Source organism: Labilibaculum sp. (assembly GCF_041595635.1).
Taxonomy (GTDB): Bacteria; Bacteroidota; Bacteroidia; order Bacteroidales; family Marinifilaceae; genus Labilibaculum.
Genome location: NZ_JBFHJW010000012.1, coordinates 47,374 through 62,561, shown reverse-complemented (window position 1 = coordinate 62,561; position 15,188 = coordinate 47,374). Strand labels below are relative to the sequence as shown.

At 36.7% G+C, this 15,188-nt stretch carries 15 protein-coding genes and 3 tRNA genes; 8 read left to right on the top strand and 10 right to left on the bottom strand.

The features are described 5' to 3' along the window. The first annotated feature begins 309 nt into the window (after positions 1–309). Positions 310–1,494, top strand: a complete 1,185-nt coding sequence (locus ABYT26_RS05630; protein ID WP_372751916.1) for an MFS transporter — start codon at positions 310–312, stop codon at positions 1,492–1,494. A gap of 4 nt (positions 1,495–1,498) precedes the next feature. On the opposite strand, the gene ABYT26_RS05625 is transcribed toward ABYT26_RS05630, so the two are convergent. Both ABYT26_RS05625 and ABYT26_RS05620 read right to left on the bottom strand, forming a co-directional pair. After that, positions 1,499–2,266, bottom strand: coding sequence for an MBL fold metallo-hydrolase (locus ABYT26_RS05625; RefSeq protein ID WP_372751915.1), 768 nt, complete (start codon positions 2,264–2,266; stop codon positions 1,499–1,501). 36 nt (positions 2,267–2,302) lie between these two features. Next, positions 2,303–3,226 carry a hypothetical protein gene (locus ABYT26_RS05620; RefSeq protein ID WP_372751914.1) on the bottom strand — a complete coding sequence of 308 codons (924 nt, stop codon included), beginning with the start codon at positions 3,224–3,226 and terminating at the stop codon, positions 2,303–2,305. A gap of 156 nt (positions 3,227–3,382) precedes the next feature. Between ABYT26_RS05620 and ABYT26_RS05615 the strand changes: the two genes are divergently transcribed. Continuing rightward, positions 3,383–4,090, top strand: coding sequence for an SAM-dependent methyltransferase (locus ABYT26_RS05615; protein WP_372751913.1), 708 nt, complete (start codon positions 3,383–3,385; stop codon positions 4,088–4,090). 69 nt (positions 4,091–4,159) lie between these two features. On the opposite strand, the gene ABYT26_RS05610 is transcribed toward ABYT26_RS05615, so the two are convergent. Next, the gene (locus tag ABYT26_RS05610) at positions 4,160–5,194 is read right to left on the bottom strand and encodes a bifunctional oligoribonuclease/PAP phosphatase NrnA (protein WP_372751912.1); all 1,035 of its coding nucleotides are present in this window, start codon (positions 5,192–5,194) and stop codon (positions 4,160–4,162) included. 212 nt (positions 5,195–5,406) lie between these two features. Between ABYT26_RS05610 and ABYT26_RS05605 the strand changes: the two genes are divergently transcribed. Further along, positions 5,407–5,826: a nucleoside-diphosphate kinase gene (locus ABYT26_RS05605; protein ID WP_372751911.1), complete on the top strand. Its 420-nt coding sequence runs from the start codon at positions 5,407–5,409 to the stop codon at positions 5,824–5,826. A 72-nt stretch (positions 5,827–5,898) separates the two neighbouring features. Here the strand turns inward: ABYT26_RS05605 and ABYT26_RS05600 are convergent, their stop codons facing one another. Together ABYT26_RS05600 and ABYT26_RS05595 are read right to left on the bottom strand one after the other, a co-directional pair. After that, a complete protein-coding gene (locus tag ABYT26_RS05600) occupies positions 5,899–6,189 on the bottom strand; it encodes a DUF721 domain-containing protein (RefSeq protein ID WP_372751910.1) in 291 nt (96 codons plus the stop codon). Further along, positions 6,186–7,295, bottom strand: a complete 1,110-nt coding sequence (locus ABYT26_RS05595; protein WP_372751909.1) for a DNA replication/repair protein RecF — start codon at positions 7,293–7,295, stop codon at positions 6,186–6,188. Before ABYT26_RS05595 ends, ABYT26_RS05600 begins: the two co-directional genes overlap by 4 nt. A gap of 178 nt (positions 7,296–7,473) precedes the next feature. Between ABYT26_RS05595 and ABYT26_RS05590 the strand changes: the two genes are divergently transcribed. The 5 genes from ABYT26_RS05590 to ABYT26_RS05570 all read left to right on the top strand — a co-directional run bounded on the left by ABYT26_RS05590 (position 7,474) and on the right by ABYT26_RS05570 (position 9,760). Further along, positions 7,474–8,166, top strand: coding sequence for a tol-pal system YbgF family protein (locus tag ABYT26_RS05590; protein WP_372751908.1), 693 nt, complete (start codon positions 7,474–7,476; stop codon positions 8,164–8,166). Positions 8,167–8,809: 643 nt separating this feature from the next. Beyond that, positions 8,810–8,891 (top strand) — tRNA-Tyr (locus ABYT26_RS05585). A gap of 39 nt (positions 8,892–8,930) precedes the next feature. After that, positions 8,931–9,003: transfer RNA gene (locus ABYT26_RS05580), tRNA-Gly, on the top strand. A gap of 8 nt (positions 9,004–9,011) precedes the next feature. Next, a tRNA-Ser gene (locus tag ABYT26_RS05575) sits at positions 9,012–9,096 on the top strand. A 181-nt stretch (positions 9,097–9,277) separates the two neighbouring features. Then, positions 9,278–9,760: a GyrI-like domain-containing protein gene (locus ABYT26_RS05570; RefSeq protein WP_372751907.1), complete on the top strand. Its 483-nt coding sequence runs from the start codon at positions 9,278–9,280 to the stop codon at positions 9,758–9,760. A 52-nt stretch (positions 9,761–9,812) separates the two neighbouring features. Here the strand turns inward: ABYT26_RS05570 and ABYT26_RS05565 are convergent, their stop codons facing one another. The 5 genes from ABYT26_RS05565 to fucK all read right to left on the bottom strand — a co-directional run bounded on the left by ABYT26_RS05565 (position 9,813) and on the right by fucK (position 15,175). Further along, positions 9,813–10,967: an iron-containing alcohol dehydrogenase gene (locus tag ABYT26_RS05565; RefSeq protein ID WP_372751905.1), complete on the bottom strand. Its 1,155-nt coding sequence runs from the start codon at positions 10,965–10,967 to the stop codon at positions 9,813–9,815. Between the two features lie 71 nt (positions 10,968–11,038). Further along, positions 11,039–11,836, bottom strand: a complete 798-nt coding sequence (gene rhaD / locus ABYT26_RS05560) for a rhamnulose-1-phosphate aldolase (protein WP_372751904.1) — start codon at positions 11,834–11,836, stop codon at positions 11,039–11,041. A 105-nt stretch (positions 11,837–11,941) separates the two neighbouring features. Continuing rightward, positions 11,942–13,240, bottom strand: coding sequence for an L-fucose:H+ symporter permease (gene fucP, locus ABYT26_RS05555; protein ID WP_372751903.1), 1,299 nt, complete (start codon positions 13,238–13,240; stop codon positions 11,942–11,944). After that, positions 13,233–13,691, bottom strand: coding sequence for an L-fucose mutarotase (fucU, locus tag ABYT26_RS05550; protein WP_372751902.1), 459 nt, complete (start codon positions 13,689–13,691; stop codon positions 13,233–13,235). Before fucU ends, fucP begins: the two co-directional genes overlap by 8 nt. An 11-nt stretch (positions 13,692–13,702) precedes the next feature. Continuing rightward, positions 13,703–15,175, bottom strand: coding sequence for an L-fuculokinase (gene fucK / locus ABYT26_RS05545; protein WP_372751901.1), 1,473 nt, complete (start codon positions 15,173–15,175; stop codon positions 13,703–13,705). Positions 15,176–15,188 lie beyond the last annotated feature (13 nt).

The window sequence follows — 15,188 nt, the reverse complement described above, 5'->3', positions numbered from 1 at the left end:
CTTTGCCAAGCAAATAAATGACTGTTTTTTTTCAGTAAAAATCACCCACACACAAGTAAGAGCTTAGACCCCAGCTCTTATACAGTCTATAAGGTCTTTGCATTTTATTATTTGCAACAAGCTATCCGGTAAAAACGGTATTCTAAAGCGTATTTCGCCCATAAAAACAAGTCCCTTCTGAAAATCAGCAGTAAAAACATCATCACCCCTTGAACCTGCACAAATAATATGGCTTTATTTTCCCATCAATGAAGTGCAGGGTTTTTCTATTTCGTTTGTGCGAGTATCTTTGCAACTCAAACGCGCACCATGACAAGATCAATTTCCGGGAACATTCCAAAACTTTATCTGATAAAGATTTCTAAGTGGTTCATGCTCACCATGCCTATTATTGTACTTTTTTATCAGGAAAATGGTTTGAACATGCAAGACGTACTCACTCTAAAAGGAATTTATTCCGTGGCGGTGGTTATTCTGGAAATTCCATCGGGTTACATTGCTGATGTATGGGGACGCAAAAAATCATTGATTTTAGGTTCCATTTTAGGCTGTATTGGTTTTATCATTTATTCCTTCACCTCTAATTTTAGCGGTTTTTTATTGGCAGAATTAACACTGGGAATTGGTAGTAGCTTTATTTCTGGCTCCGATTCAGCTATGCTATATGATAGTTTGCTGAAAATGAAAAAAGAAAAGGAATATTTGAAACAGGAAAGCAGAATTATGTCGGTTGGTAATTTTGCCGAAGCTCTGGCAGGAATTGCTGGCGGAAGCTTAGCGCTCATCAGCCTGAGAACTCCCTTTATTTTTCAGTCGTTCATTGCTTTCACTGCCATTCCTGCATCTATTTTTTTGATCGATCCAAATCAGAATACGGCAAAAGTTAAAGTTGGTTTCCAGCATATCCTAAGCATTGTAAAATTCTCTCTTTGGGACAATGTTCAGTTGCGTTGGAATATTGTTCTTTCATCGGTTATTGGCTGTGCCACACTCACACTTGCCTGGTTCATTCAGCCCTACCTTCGAGATTTACATTTAGAAGTTAGTACCATTGGTGTAATTTGGACTCTACTTAACCTGACCGTAGGTTTTGTAGCTCTTTACGCCTATAAAATAGAAGCTTACTTAGGCAAAACGAAGACTTCATTCTTTATTGTTGTGGGAATATCAGCAGGCTTTCTGTTTAGTGGTTTGTTTCATTCCATGGTAGGAGTAGCGGTGTTCTTCTTTTTCTATTTTGTGAGAGGAATTGCAACTCCTGTGCTTAAAAACTACATCAATCAGATCACCCAATCGGAGATGAGAGCAACAGTACTATCGCTTCGAAACTTCATCATTCGAATCTGTTTTGCCATTATTGGTCCATTTCTTGGCTGGTACACCGATCATTTTAGTCTCTCATCGGCACTGGTACTTGCTGGCATCATTTTCTTTCTTTGTGGCGGAATAAGTGTGATACTAATGAGCCTAACAGAAAAACGCAACACGAAGTAGCCCCTTAGTCAACCTCTATTTCCAACTCATCGTAAGCTAAAAATACATTATCAGGCAATTGAGCTTGCACCTCATCGTGAAAGCCCATTTGGTGGCTAATGTGAGTTAAATAAGCTTTCTCAGGCTTCAATTCCCGAACAATAGCAAGTGCCTCGTCAAGAGTAAAATGCGAAAGATGCTTTTCTTTTCGCAGAGCATTCAAAACCAAAACTTTTAAGCCCTTCAGTTTTTCTTTTTCCTCTGCCGAAATGTAATTCGCATCGGTAATGTAAGCCAAGTCGCCAATTCTAAATCCATAAACCGGAAGTTTTAGGTGCCTCACCCGAATAGGCTGTATGCTGGTTCCATTGATATGAAAAGGCTCATTATTTAAATCGATAAGCTTCATTTGAGGAATCCCGGGGTACTTAAAATCCGCAAAAACATAGGAAAATTCCATTTTTAAGGATTCCTGCACCCTTTTTTCGGCATAGATAGCAACGGCTTTTTTATTGACCCAATTAAAGGCCCGAATATCATCCAAACCGGCTGTATGATCCTTGTGCTCGTGAGTGAAAAGAATTGCAGAAATATTCTCGACCCCGGCTCGCAACATCTGATATCTGAAATCAGGACCAGAATCGACCACTAAATTTTGACCATCGACATGAATCAATACCGAAGAACGCAAACGCTTATCCTTCGGATTTTTAGACAAACAAACAGGGCACTTACAGGCAATAATGGGAACTCCTTGCGAAGTTCCGGTTCCTAAAAAAGTTAATTTCAACATACGAATATCTAATCTGAGTCAGCCCAATAAAACAGTTTATTTAGCTTTAAAATACTCTTTACGGATGGACAAATAGAGCAAATACATGAGCACGAATACTGCCATAACCGCTGAAGGAATAGCCGCCTCGGTTCCAAACAAACTCAATGCCGTTACCACTGCAAAACCCGAGCTTTTAATAGTTAGCAATAAATTTTGTGCCACGGCCACAGGTGCTGAAATAGCCAGCTTCCAGCAAAATAATTCGTAGAGCCAGCCTAAAACAAATATGCTCACGAATAAAACCAACGAAACCCAAAAGAGTACATCAAAATTAGAAAAAAATACGTGCCGATTGAGACCTACAGCAGTAAAAATTAACAGAGCAAACCCCCAATCAACAATTCGCCCACGCACCCGCACTACAACAGGCAGAATTGGCTTCCACAATAACAATCTGGATATCAGCAACGGAAGCAACACCAACTTTACCATCATTATAAAAAGATGCATTGAATTAATTCCCCCATCCGAATCGGTAAAAAGGCCAATCACAAGGGGAGCAAAAAACACAGAGGAAATAAAAGCTCCCAAAACCCCAACAATCGCGTACTTTAAATCACCACCTAAAATATGAGTAAAAGGAATCACTGCAACCCCTGCCGGAGTTGCGGCAATTACCACAAAACCAAGAAATAGCTCAGGAGTAGGCATTAACCAATACGACAAACTAATAATTACAGCACCAAAAACGATGTAATTCAAAAAGGAAGCCATTAACATTGGCACAATCATCTCTTTTAATGGAAACATGGCCTTTGTTGAAATCCCCGTTGTTGAAAATGTCATTACCAAAGCCAAAATGTAAAAAGTATAGTCTTTTAACCAATGAGCTCCATTAGGAATCAGCAATCCCAAAACAACTGCCAAAACAAGAATAAAGTTTCGATTTAATATTATTTTAGAAGCCCATTGTTGCATATTGAAATTAAGATTATTGATTCACAGCAAAGATGTAACAATTAAAAAGAACCTCAAAATTATTCAGAATGAATACAGATAAGAAAAATGCATTTGAAGCGACAGAAGGAATGAGTGAAAGACTTATTTTGTACATTTGCCAAAAATATATCAGCAATGAAAGGCAAACTTTTTTTAATCCCAACTACTTTGGGAGACACCGAAATCGATCAGGTAATACCAAATCAAATCCAAAGACTAATTCCAGATATTAAACATTTTATTGTAGAAAATATTCGGACGACACGTCGCTATTTGAAAAAGGTAAATCGGGAGATAAATATTGATGAGCTAAGTTTTTACGAACTTAACAAGCGCACTTCGCCCAAAGATATTTCCTCGTATTTAGACGTTTTAAAAGAACACGATATGGGAATTATTTCGGAGGCTGGCTGTCCGGGTGTGGCAGATCCGGGAGCTGATGTTGTAAAAATTGCTCACACCAAAGACATACAGGTGATTCCCTTGGTGGGACCTTCTTCAATTCTTCTTTCCCTGATGGCCTCGGGATTTAACGGACAAAATTTCGCTTTTAACGGATACCTTCCAATTCAGAGTGGCGACAGAGGTAAAAAAATAAAGCAACTCGATAGTCGTTCGCTGCACGAAGGACAAACTCAACTATTTATTGAGACACCTTTCCGCAACATGAAAATGCTTGAAGATTTACTTCAGAACTGTAATCCAGCAACCAAACTTTGCATTGCTGTTGACATTACTTTGGAAACAGAATACATCAAAACCATGTCTGTTAAAGCATGGAAAAACAATATTCCAGACCTTCACAAACGTCCTTGTATTTTTCTAATTCATCAGGAAAAATAACAAACATACAAAAACAGCGCAGATCAAAAGTCTGCGCTGCAAGTTTCATTGAAAAAACAATGAATATAATTATTGGTCTAAGCTCTTATAAAATTTTGGCAAAACCTTTTTAAATAAATCGATTGCCTCTTGTAACTTTAGTTCAGATCTACCTCCTGCAGCATTCATATGCCCACCTCCATTAAAAAAATCACGAGCCACAATATTAATAGGCACATTGCCTTTTGAGCGAAAAGAAATTTTCACCATATCATCTTTTTCAATAAAAATAACTGAAATCAGCATTCCCTGAATCGACAAAGGATAATTCACAAAACCTTCAGTATCGCCATCTTTATAATTAAAACGGAGCAGATCCTCCTTGCCTAAGCTGATAATTGCCGCTTGATAATCTGGCAAAACCTCTAAGCCTCCATCCAAACAATGGCCTAATAATTTCATTCGGTCGGGAGAAAAATTATCGTAGATATTGGAGTGAATCTTACTCTTATCGATTCCTTTGGCAATTAAATGTCCTACAATCTGATAGGTTCTGGCATGAGATGAATTGTAGCTCAAACCTCCGGTATCAGTAATAATTCCAGTATAAATACATTCTGAAATATCAGTATCAATTACATCCTCATCACCCAAAGCTTCAATAAATTCGTAGGTCATCTCACAAGTCGAGCACATTTGAGTATCCGAAAACATTACATCAGCAATTTGCTCTGGTTCGGGATGATGATCAATCATGATTTTTTTTGCTTTTGCTTTTTCAAGCACTGCTTCCAAATCGCCAGAACGCTTCAAAGAGTTATGATCTACAATAAAAATCAGATCCGATGAACGAATGTATTCTTCTGCTTTTTTCTTTCCATTGGTATAAATCCAAACCTTGGAATTCTCGGGCAACCAACGTAAAAAAACTGGATAAGCACTAGGACTAATGACTTGAGCTTTCTTTCCCTTTTTAATTAGGTACTGATACAAAGCCTGGGAAGATCCGAGCGCATCGCCATCGGGTCCGGAATGTGGGATAATTGAAATTTGAGTGGATTCGTCAAGCAATAATTCTGCCTTTTTAATCAATTCTTTATCAATTCTATTTAGCAAATCGTTCATTTGTTTTCTCTTGGATTGAATAAAATAAAGAGACAAAGATACAATAGATGATTAAAAAGTAGATGCTGATCCTGAATCAATTTGCAAATCAGTTGCCATTAAAAAACGAAAGAAAAATCGACCAATACAATTTTCTATTTTACGCAGAAACTATTGCACAGCTGATGAGTTTCCTTATTTTTGTATGTGAAACGTTTAACTATACTATAAATATGAGAAGCGATAGAACTTTTACCATGATAAAACCAGATGCGGTTGCAAATGGACACATAGGAGCTATTCTGGCAAAAATTAACCAAGCTGGTTTCCGAATCGTAGCTTTGAAATACACAAAAATCAGCAAAGATCAAGCGAAGGTATTTTATGAAGTTCATCAGGAAAGACCATTTTATGACGACCTTACTACTTTTATGAGCTCTGGCCCCATTGTGGCCGCCATTCTGGAAAAAAACAATGCTGTCGCTGATTTTAGAAAATTAATTGGAGCAACCAATCCTGCAGAAGCAGAGGAAGGAACAATTCGTAAAGAGTTTGCCGAATCGATGTCGAGAAATGCAGTTCATGGTTCCGATAGCGATGAAAATGCTTGTATTGAAGGAGCATTTCATTTCTCGGGAACGGAAATGTTCTAAAAAAACATTAGCAGGTTAAAATTGAACACTTTTACCAAACGCGCATTAAGAATCTCTGGATGCGCGTTATTGTTAACGCACAATAATTTCATCGATAATGTTTGCCTGCACTTCACGATTTAAAGCTCGCATTAATCCTTCTCTAATCATTAATAGCTCGTTTCGAATTACCGACGAACGAACCTTAACAAATAATTTTCGGTTACGAATGTAAATTTCGGTGGTTGCATTGGCTACGGTTTTGCCAATCACTTTCTCCCAGGAATTAACCAATTCGTACTCTTTCAAGCGGCCATCCAGGTTATTTTCCTTCAGCACCTGTCGAATTAAATCGTCTATTTTTTGTGTCTGACTTCGTCTCATACTGCTTCGCTTACAATGGCACCTTTGTCGATTACAAACAATTGGTATTCAAGGTTCATACTAGAAAGAATTTCATTCAAATGATCACGATTTGTATCGGATATAAATATTTGGCCGAATCGCTCTTCTGAAACCAGTTTTACAATTTGTTCTACTCGCTGTGAATCCAATTTATCGAAAATATCATCGAGCAGAAGAATCGGATTAAATCCTGCAATTTGCTTGATAAAATCAAACTGAGCAAGTTTCAAAGCAATTAAATAGGTCTTTTGCTGTCCTTGCGAACCCATTTTCTTCATCGGGTATCCATCCAAAGTAAGCTCCAAATCATCCTTATGAATTCCAACTGTAGTATACTGGGAAACCTGATCTTTCCAACGGGCATTAATCAACAAATCGCGCAGGGAATTTTCATGCAAAAGAGATTTATACTCCAGATTTACACTTTCGTTTCCTAAGGAGATGCTTTGGTAATACTCCTGAAAAACAGGCATTAGTTTGCACAAAAAATCTTTCCTTTTTTCATAAATAGAAGAACCTAAAACGATCATTTGTTCATCCCAAATACTTAAGGTATCCTCGTCGAAACGGCTTCCTGCAGCAAAATCTTTCAACAATTTATTCCTTTGCAGAATTACACGATTGTAACGTATCAAATCTTCTAAATATTTCCGATCGTATTGTGAAATTACACTATCCATGTACTTTCTTCTCTGGTCGCTACCATCAGTAATCAAACTAACATCTGCCGGAGAAACCATGACAATTGGTAGCAATCCGATGTGTTCGGAAAGTTTTTTGTATTCCTTTTTATTTCGTTTAAAATTTTTCTTCTGCCCTCGTTTCACACCGCAATACACCAATTCATTCAATTCTTTCCGTTGGTAATTGCCCTCCAAAACCATAAACTGCTCGTTATGATTAATATTTTGCTGATCGCTCACCGAAAAAAACGACTTGCAAAAACTTAAATAGTATACAGCATCCAACAAATTGGTTTTCCCCATTCCATTATTCCCAATAAAACAATTGATTTTCGGTGAAAAACTCAATTCTAAATCAAGTATATTTTTATAATTTAAGAGGGATAATTTTTCCAGATACATGCATGAAAGGATTAGGTGTATGCTGCAAAATTAAGAAATTAAATCAATTTGAATTAATTATTTCATTCTATCAATAATCAAAAATATCCACTTCATTTTTTAAAGAAAAAATGTCTTATATTTCACAAAAAAAATTACATTTGCGTTAGAAAAAATAAAACTAATAATTTATAGGAGCATGTCAAAAGATAAAAACAATCAGGTATCTGAGGATAATTTTGAAAATTTAGAAGAAGCGCTAAGTAAAACCGAACAATATATTGAGAAAAATCAGAAGAAACTAACTACAATCGCATTAGTTATCGTCGTAATAGCAGTTGCTATTTTTGCTTATCAAAAATACTACAAAGCTCCACTTAACGAACGTGCTCAAAATCAAATTTTCCAAGCTCAAAGATATTTTGAGAAAGATTCATTTAATCTTGCCTTAAACGGAGATGAGAATTATCCTGGATTTTTAGATATCATTGATGAATTCGGATCAACACCAGCAGGAAATCTTTCGGAATATTACGCAGGAATATCTTATTTAAGAATGGGTGAATACCAAAAAGCTGTTGATTGTTTGAAAAAATTTAGCTCTGATGATTTTTTACTAAGTGCTCTTTCGAAAGCTGCTATTGGTGATGCTTACATGGAATTAGGAGATGCTGAAAAAGCTGCTTCGAACTATATGGATGCAAGTTCATTTAATACAAATGATTTTACAACTCCTATCTATTTGCAAAAAGCAGGTCTTGCCTATGAAATGTTAGGCGACTACAAAAAAGCACTTGCTGCTTATGAAAGTATCGAAACTGACTTTTCGAAATCGGCAGAAGCTCGTGATGTTGAAAAATACATTATCCGAGCTAAAGCAATGATCAAATAAAACAAAAATCATATAAGTGAAGAGGATGTCCAAATGGACATCCTCTTTTTATTTACCTGTATTTCTCTTATACAAGGAAGGATAACATAGAGTGCATAGATGAGATAAAATAGGATTTCGAAGCTCTCCAAGCTATTTTAAACGCCTTCAAAAATAAAAACAACATATTTTAGCCAGAACACTCACTCTGGCAAAATAGCAACCCTTAAAATTAATTTCTCGCTCCGTATAGAATCACAGTATATTTAGAAGAAAACTCTCCGTTCGGAAATAAAAATAAATGACATTCCAAACAACCTTAAGGATGTAATTTTCCCATTAATAAGAAAATTGATTCTAAAAAATAGGAATATGCCACATTCGAATTCATATCCATCCTCGTCTTCCGAACAAAAAAAGCCAAGCATTGTTGCAAAAATTCTCTTTCCTTATTCGAATTAATTAAGCTCTGGAAGCAAAAAATCCAGAGACTCAAAATTCTTTCAAAAAAAGATTGCAAAAATATTTCCTAGGTAATCAAACACTTAGATAAATAATTCGTTTTTTTTCAAAAAAAATCTCGGCAAGGCCTTGTATATTCTACCAAAGCCCCTATATTTGCATCCGCAATCAAGAAACAAAGTTCTTTAAAAACATTGCATTTGGGAAGATACCAAAGTGGCCAACTGGGGCGGACTGTAACTCCGCTGACATCGTCTTCGTAGGTTCGAATCCTGCTCTTCCCACTTTAACACATTACCAAGAAACAAAAGAGTTTCTTGTATGCGGGAATAGCTCAGTTGATAGAGCATCAGCCTTCCAAGCTGAGGGTCGCGAGTTTGAGTCTCGTTTCCCGCTCATTTTTTGGAGAGATGGCAGAGTGGTCGAATGCGGTAGTCTTGAAAACTATTGTGCGGCAACGTACCGGGGGTTCGAATCCCTCTCTCTCCGCTTTTAAAGCATCAAAGTTGATAAAACTTTGATGCTTTTTTTATGAAATAAAAACTAATGTTCTAAATGAAACTTACCTTCCTTTTCAAATTGCATTTAGAATCGAAATAACATTCGAAAATATCGTTTTTGAACCTTTCCCCTTAAATTCCTATTTTAGTTCGCAAAACAGCCTAAAAGTATGCTAAACAGAATTGAAATCATCGACGAAAAAACATTAGTAGGCAAAAACATGAAGATGAGCCTGACAAATAATAAGACTTCCGAACTATGGAAAAGCTTCATGCAAGAAAGAAATCAAATCAAACACCGAATCAATTCAGATTTCATTTCTCTACAGAACTATCCTGACGGCTATTTTGATTCTTTTAATCCGAATACCGAATTTGAAAAATGGGCTTGTGTAGAGGTCGCTAAATTAGACTATCTGCCAGAAGGCATGAGGACATTTAAAATAAATGCTGGAGAGTTTGCCGTTTTTACTCACAAAGGTTCCAATGCTGATCCGAGTATTTTCAAGTTTATTTATTCTGATTGGCTGCCAAATTCGGATTATGAGTTAAGAGATGAACCCCATTTTGAAATTCTAGGAGTAAAATACAAGAACAATGATCCATGTTCAGAAGAGGAAATTTGGATTCCCATCGTTAAGAAAAAAGCATAAAAAAAGGTGAAGTTCAAATGAACTTCACCTCTCTTTTTACTGTAGATTTGGATTAGTATGCATTCTGATATATTTTCACAGCATCTTCAAGAGACACCGCTTTAGGATTACCTCCTGTACATACATCGGCCAATGCATTTTTTGCCATTAGCTCAAAATCCTCAGGCTTGGCACCCAATTCTTTAATACTAGCAGGAATTCCCACATCTTTTGATAATTTAGTAATCGCATCTAATGCCGATTCTGCAGCTTCCTGTGTGCTCATTCCGGTTGTGTCAACACCCATTGCTACCGCAATTTTCGCAAACTTCTCTGGACATGAAGAAAGGTTGAAACGTTCAACATGTGGCAATAATACAGCATTCGCTACACCATGAGGTGTATTGTACTGTCCCCCTAATTGGTGAGCCGCAGAGTGAACAAAACCTAATCCACAGTTGGAGAAAGCTTGTCCGGCAATAAACTGAGCCCAGGCCATTTTACTACGAGCTTCCAGGTTTTTACCATCTTTAACTGCATCGCGTAAGCTTTCAGAAATTAACTGAATTGAGTACAAGGACATATGATCAGACCAAGGAAAAGCCCCAACTGTTACGTATGCTTCAATTGCGTGAGTAAGTGCATCCATACCTGTAGCTGCGGTTAATGCAGCAGGTTTGTTTAACATCAACTTAGGATCGTTAACGGCAATAGAAACCAAACAGTTTTTATCTACCATTACCATTTTTACCTTACGCTCTTCGTCGGTAATTACGTAGTTAATGGTTACCTCACTCGCGGTTCCTGCAGTTGTATTAATAGCTGCAGTTGGAGTCGCTTTCTTTTTAGAAATATTGATTCCTTCGTAATCTTTAATTTCTCCACCATTAGTCGCTAAAATACCGATTGCTTTACCGCAATCCTGAGGAGATCCTCCACCAATAGTTAAGATAAAATCACACTTGTTTTCTTTAAAAACAGCTAATCCATCATTAACATTTGCACAGGTTGGATTCGGTTTTACTTCGTCGAAAACTACAAAATTCACTCCTTGAGCATCCAATAAATCGGTAACGCTTTTTACTACGCCTAATTCATTTAAGATTTTATCGGTTACAACAAGTACTTTACTAACTGCTAAATCTTTAATTTCTTCAGCCAAATCGGCAATTACTCCAGGGCCAACCAAACTTAAGGGTGGTAAATAAATTCTTCTTTTCTCTAACATCTTTATTGTATAAAAATTTTAAAAAAAAGAGGCAGTCCTTAGGAAAAGCCTCTTCACATAGTATAATACGTTTAAATAAATTGTTCCAATTCTGTCAACTGATCCTTACTTAAACCATCAGGATCGAATCCTGCTGCCCAAGCTGTTAGCAATAGCTTCGCTCCTTTATTGGCAACATCTAAATAATCAAAAGCTCTTTCAGCATCTTCTCCTGTTGCGGTTGCACCATGTTTCTCCCAAAGCGATACATTATAATTTTTAAGACCTTCGATGGTTTTATCAGCTAAATCTTCAGAACTTGATAAAGCATAAGGTGTACAATGCACTCCTTTAGGCACAAACACTTTAATTTCAGGACACATTTTCCATAAAGAATGGTTCATTTTCTCCTGATCGTTAAAAATAGGATGATGACTCATCACGATTAACTCGATTGGATGTGTATGAACAATGGCTTTATGTGTAGGATTATTTACACTATTAAATTGATGGATTTTTACGTGAGAAATCAACTCGCAGGTAGGTCCGAAGTTTTCTTTTTTACCTCCCCAAACAATTGAATAACCCGTTGCATCATCATTAATTTTCAAGATACAAGCAGCTTCCTCGATACGATTAATTAAGTGTCTAAGGTGACATCCTGTTCCTGAAATAAATACAACTAAACCAGCAACATTTTTTGGAAAATCATATTCGAAAAATCGATCTGGATTGCTAAGTTCTACTCCTTTAAAGTAATCAGTTAAGTTGATTGAAATATTCCCGGCATTTCGTTCTGCCCATTCTCTATCCCAAAGGTATCCAGCTATTTCAGAAACCTTATCTATTTCTTTTTGAACTCCTTCTGGTAAATTTGTCAATGTATTCATAACCCTTATATTATTTTAAAATTTTATTACTAATTTACTATTCCGCTTTATATGCCCATGTCCTATTTTTGTATAGGATCATCACAACAAAACATCTATAAAAAGCTAAGCTATAGCTAATACTTTACTCGAATACCTACCATAAAATGCTATAACAACAAAACACAATAATGGCAAAATAAAGGATGCATTAACTGCAGGTAGAAATCCTACTGTACCTAAATCCATAATCATAGCTTGTAACATTGGCATAATAGCTCCACCTACAATAGCCATTACCAAGCCTGCAGATCCTAAGGTTGTATCCTGCCCCACATTTCCCAATGCGATACCGTAAATTGTTGGGAACATTAAAGACATAAATATCGATGTAGCAACCAAACAATATAAACCAGGCAAACCAACAATAAGAATTGCTCCTGCCGTTGTTGTAATTCCACCAATGGCAAACCACATTAAAAGCTTACTTGCATTTACGTACTTCAAAATAAAAGTACTCGCTAAACGACTAACAATGAACATTCCCATGGCAACCATATTATGATACTGTCCTGCTTCTTTTGTTAATCCTAAATTCTCAGCATACTGGATAATAAATGTCCAGCACATGATTTGTGCAGCCACGTAAGCAATTTGGGCAATAACACCTGTACGATATACTTTGTTTTTGAACAGTCTCTTCATTGATTGCAAAGGATGCATTTCTTCCTGATGATCAGTCACTGGCATTTTAACCACCGCAATAACCACTAACATAGCAAGAACAACAAGGCCTAATGCTACGTATGGATCTCTGATTACAGCAAGATCGTGCAACCTATCCAAGGCTTTAGTAGCCTCATCTAATGTTGAGAAATCTATTTTATTCCCTGCCGCATCAAAATGTTTATCAGCATTTAAGTTTGCCAAAACAAATCTTGCAGCAACAGTCATCCCAATAAAAGATCCCATTGGGTTAAAGGACTGTGCTAAATTTAATCGACGAGTAGCTGTTTCTTTTGATCCCAACGAAAGAATAAATGGATTGCATGTGGTTTCTAAAAAAGCAAGTCCGAAAGTTAATACGTACAATGAACCTACAAAAAAGCCAAACATTTGAAACTGAGCAGCAGGATAAAACAAAAGAGCTCCTAAGGCATACAAACCTAGACCTAGTAAAACCCCTTTTTTATAACTATACTTTTGCGCAAACAATGCAGCAGGAATAGCCATTGTAGTATATCCGCCATAAAAGGCAAATTGAATTAAAGTAGCTTTGGTGTTTGTTAGCTCCATTACCGTTTTAAATGCAGCAACCATGGGATTTGTAATATCATTGGCAAATCCCCATAAAGCAAAAATACTTGTAATAAGGATAAATGATACCAGATATTTTTTCTCTACGACTTTAGACGAGCTATTCACAATTGGTAGGTTTAGAAGTTAATATTGGGGTTACCCCTTTTTTCAAAATGATATTTCCATACTTAGCCGTTTCACCTGTTATAACAACTGCATAAGCCTTAGTAGCTCGCTCATAAAAAGCAAAACGCTCTACTCTTTCTACAGGTTTAGCATTGGGGTTTGTTATTCGAATACTTTTCAAATAACTACGTTCAACAGTTGGGTCAAGTGTATCTCCTGGAACAGCATCCATCATAACTAATGGATTATCTACATATTGATCTAACTCAAACAATGGTAGAATAGCAGCTAATAAATCTGGTATTTTTATCCCGTCAGCTCTCAATACATTACCATTAAAACTTTCTCCGGGAAAGTGAGCATCGGCCAATATGATTTCATCTCCATGTCCCATTTTATACAGAACAGAGAGTAAATCAGGGCTTAAAATAGGTGATATTCCTTTTAGCATATTAATATGAATTACTGTTTTTTAAATTTTATGTAATTTTTATAAAGCTGATCGTATACTTTTTTATTACTAGATGGCTTAATAACTTGAGGGTTATACGATATTTTTTGACGTGCTGCGTTAGCCGACTTGTAAACTCCTGCTCCAGCAAACACAAACATTGATGCTCCTAAAACTGTAGTTTCTTTTTGGTCGATTAATTGTATTGGAGTATCACAAACATCAGCTCTTAACTGATTCCATAGTCTGTTTTTCGATCCTCCACCGACACATATTATTCGTTCTGCTTTAAATTTTCCTGCACTCTCTAAAGCTTCTAATCCTTCTCGAAGTCGAAAGGCTAAACTTTCTAAAAATGCTCTATACACCTGGCTTCGTTTGGTATTTATAGTAAGACCAGTAATCGTTCCACTGTTCATACTTGTTCCGTCGTCGTAAAAGGCAGGATCGACAGAAACACCATTTGCACCTGGCAATTCCAATTCCGCTTCCCCGATCATTTTAGCATACAACTCATTACCACTCAAATCGGGATAAAAGTTTCTTGAAAACCATTCCAATACACCAGAACTCAACCAGTTTTGACCAATATTATACACTCCTGGAATTGAATCCATTTCGATGGTTAAATTATTTTCCAGCTCGTTATTAGAGGCCGTAAAAGAATCACTACGAGTCATTACAATCTCCCAGGTTCCAGAACTCAGCACAGGCTGATTCAGTTGTGCTCCGGATCCGAATATGGCAAATTGAGTATCGTGCCCAGTCAAAAAGACAGGTGTTCCTTCTGGTAAACCCGTTTTTTCAGAAGCTTCGTTATGAACACAGGCCGCTTGATCTCCTGGTTCTCCAATAGGACCAAAAGTTTTTTCATCCAATCCAATTGTCTTCAATATTTTTTGTGAAAACTTACGTTTTCCAAGATCCGCCATCATAGCAGTACCCATCATCGAGGCATCGTTTTGCATTGCTCCCGATAATTTATTGATGAGTAATGAAGGCATAAATAAGAAACGATGAGATTTTTCCAAAATATCTGGACGATTTTCTTTGAACCAGATCATTTTATTTATGGTATTGAAGGCATAAGGATAAACACCCGTAATCTTATAAAGCTCCTGCAGAGGTATGTATTTTTCGATGTTTTTCAGAATGGATTCAGTACGTTGGCATTGCCAGGAAACCACTGGGTATAAAAGTTCACCTTCTTCATCGGTAAAAGCACCATCTACACCAAAAGTAGTTACTGTTGTTCCTGCTATTCGCTGTGGATCTATCTCAGCAGTTACTTTTTTTGAGAGCGTACACAATTTTCCCCATAATTTATCCAAATCCCAAATTCTTCCTCCGGGAAAATGAGGATCATCATCAGTTTCGTTAGGCATCGCATAGGACGACAATATTTGCCCTAACTTATCCATTGCAATCACTCTCACATTTGTTGCTCCACAATCGAAAACTATGGCTATATCTTTCTGTATCATTTTTCCTATTCTA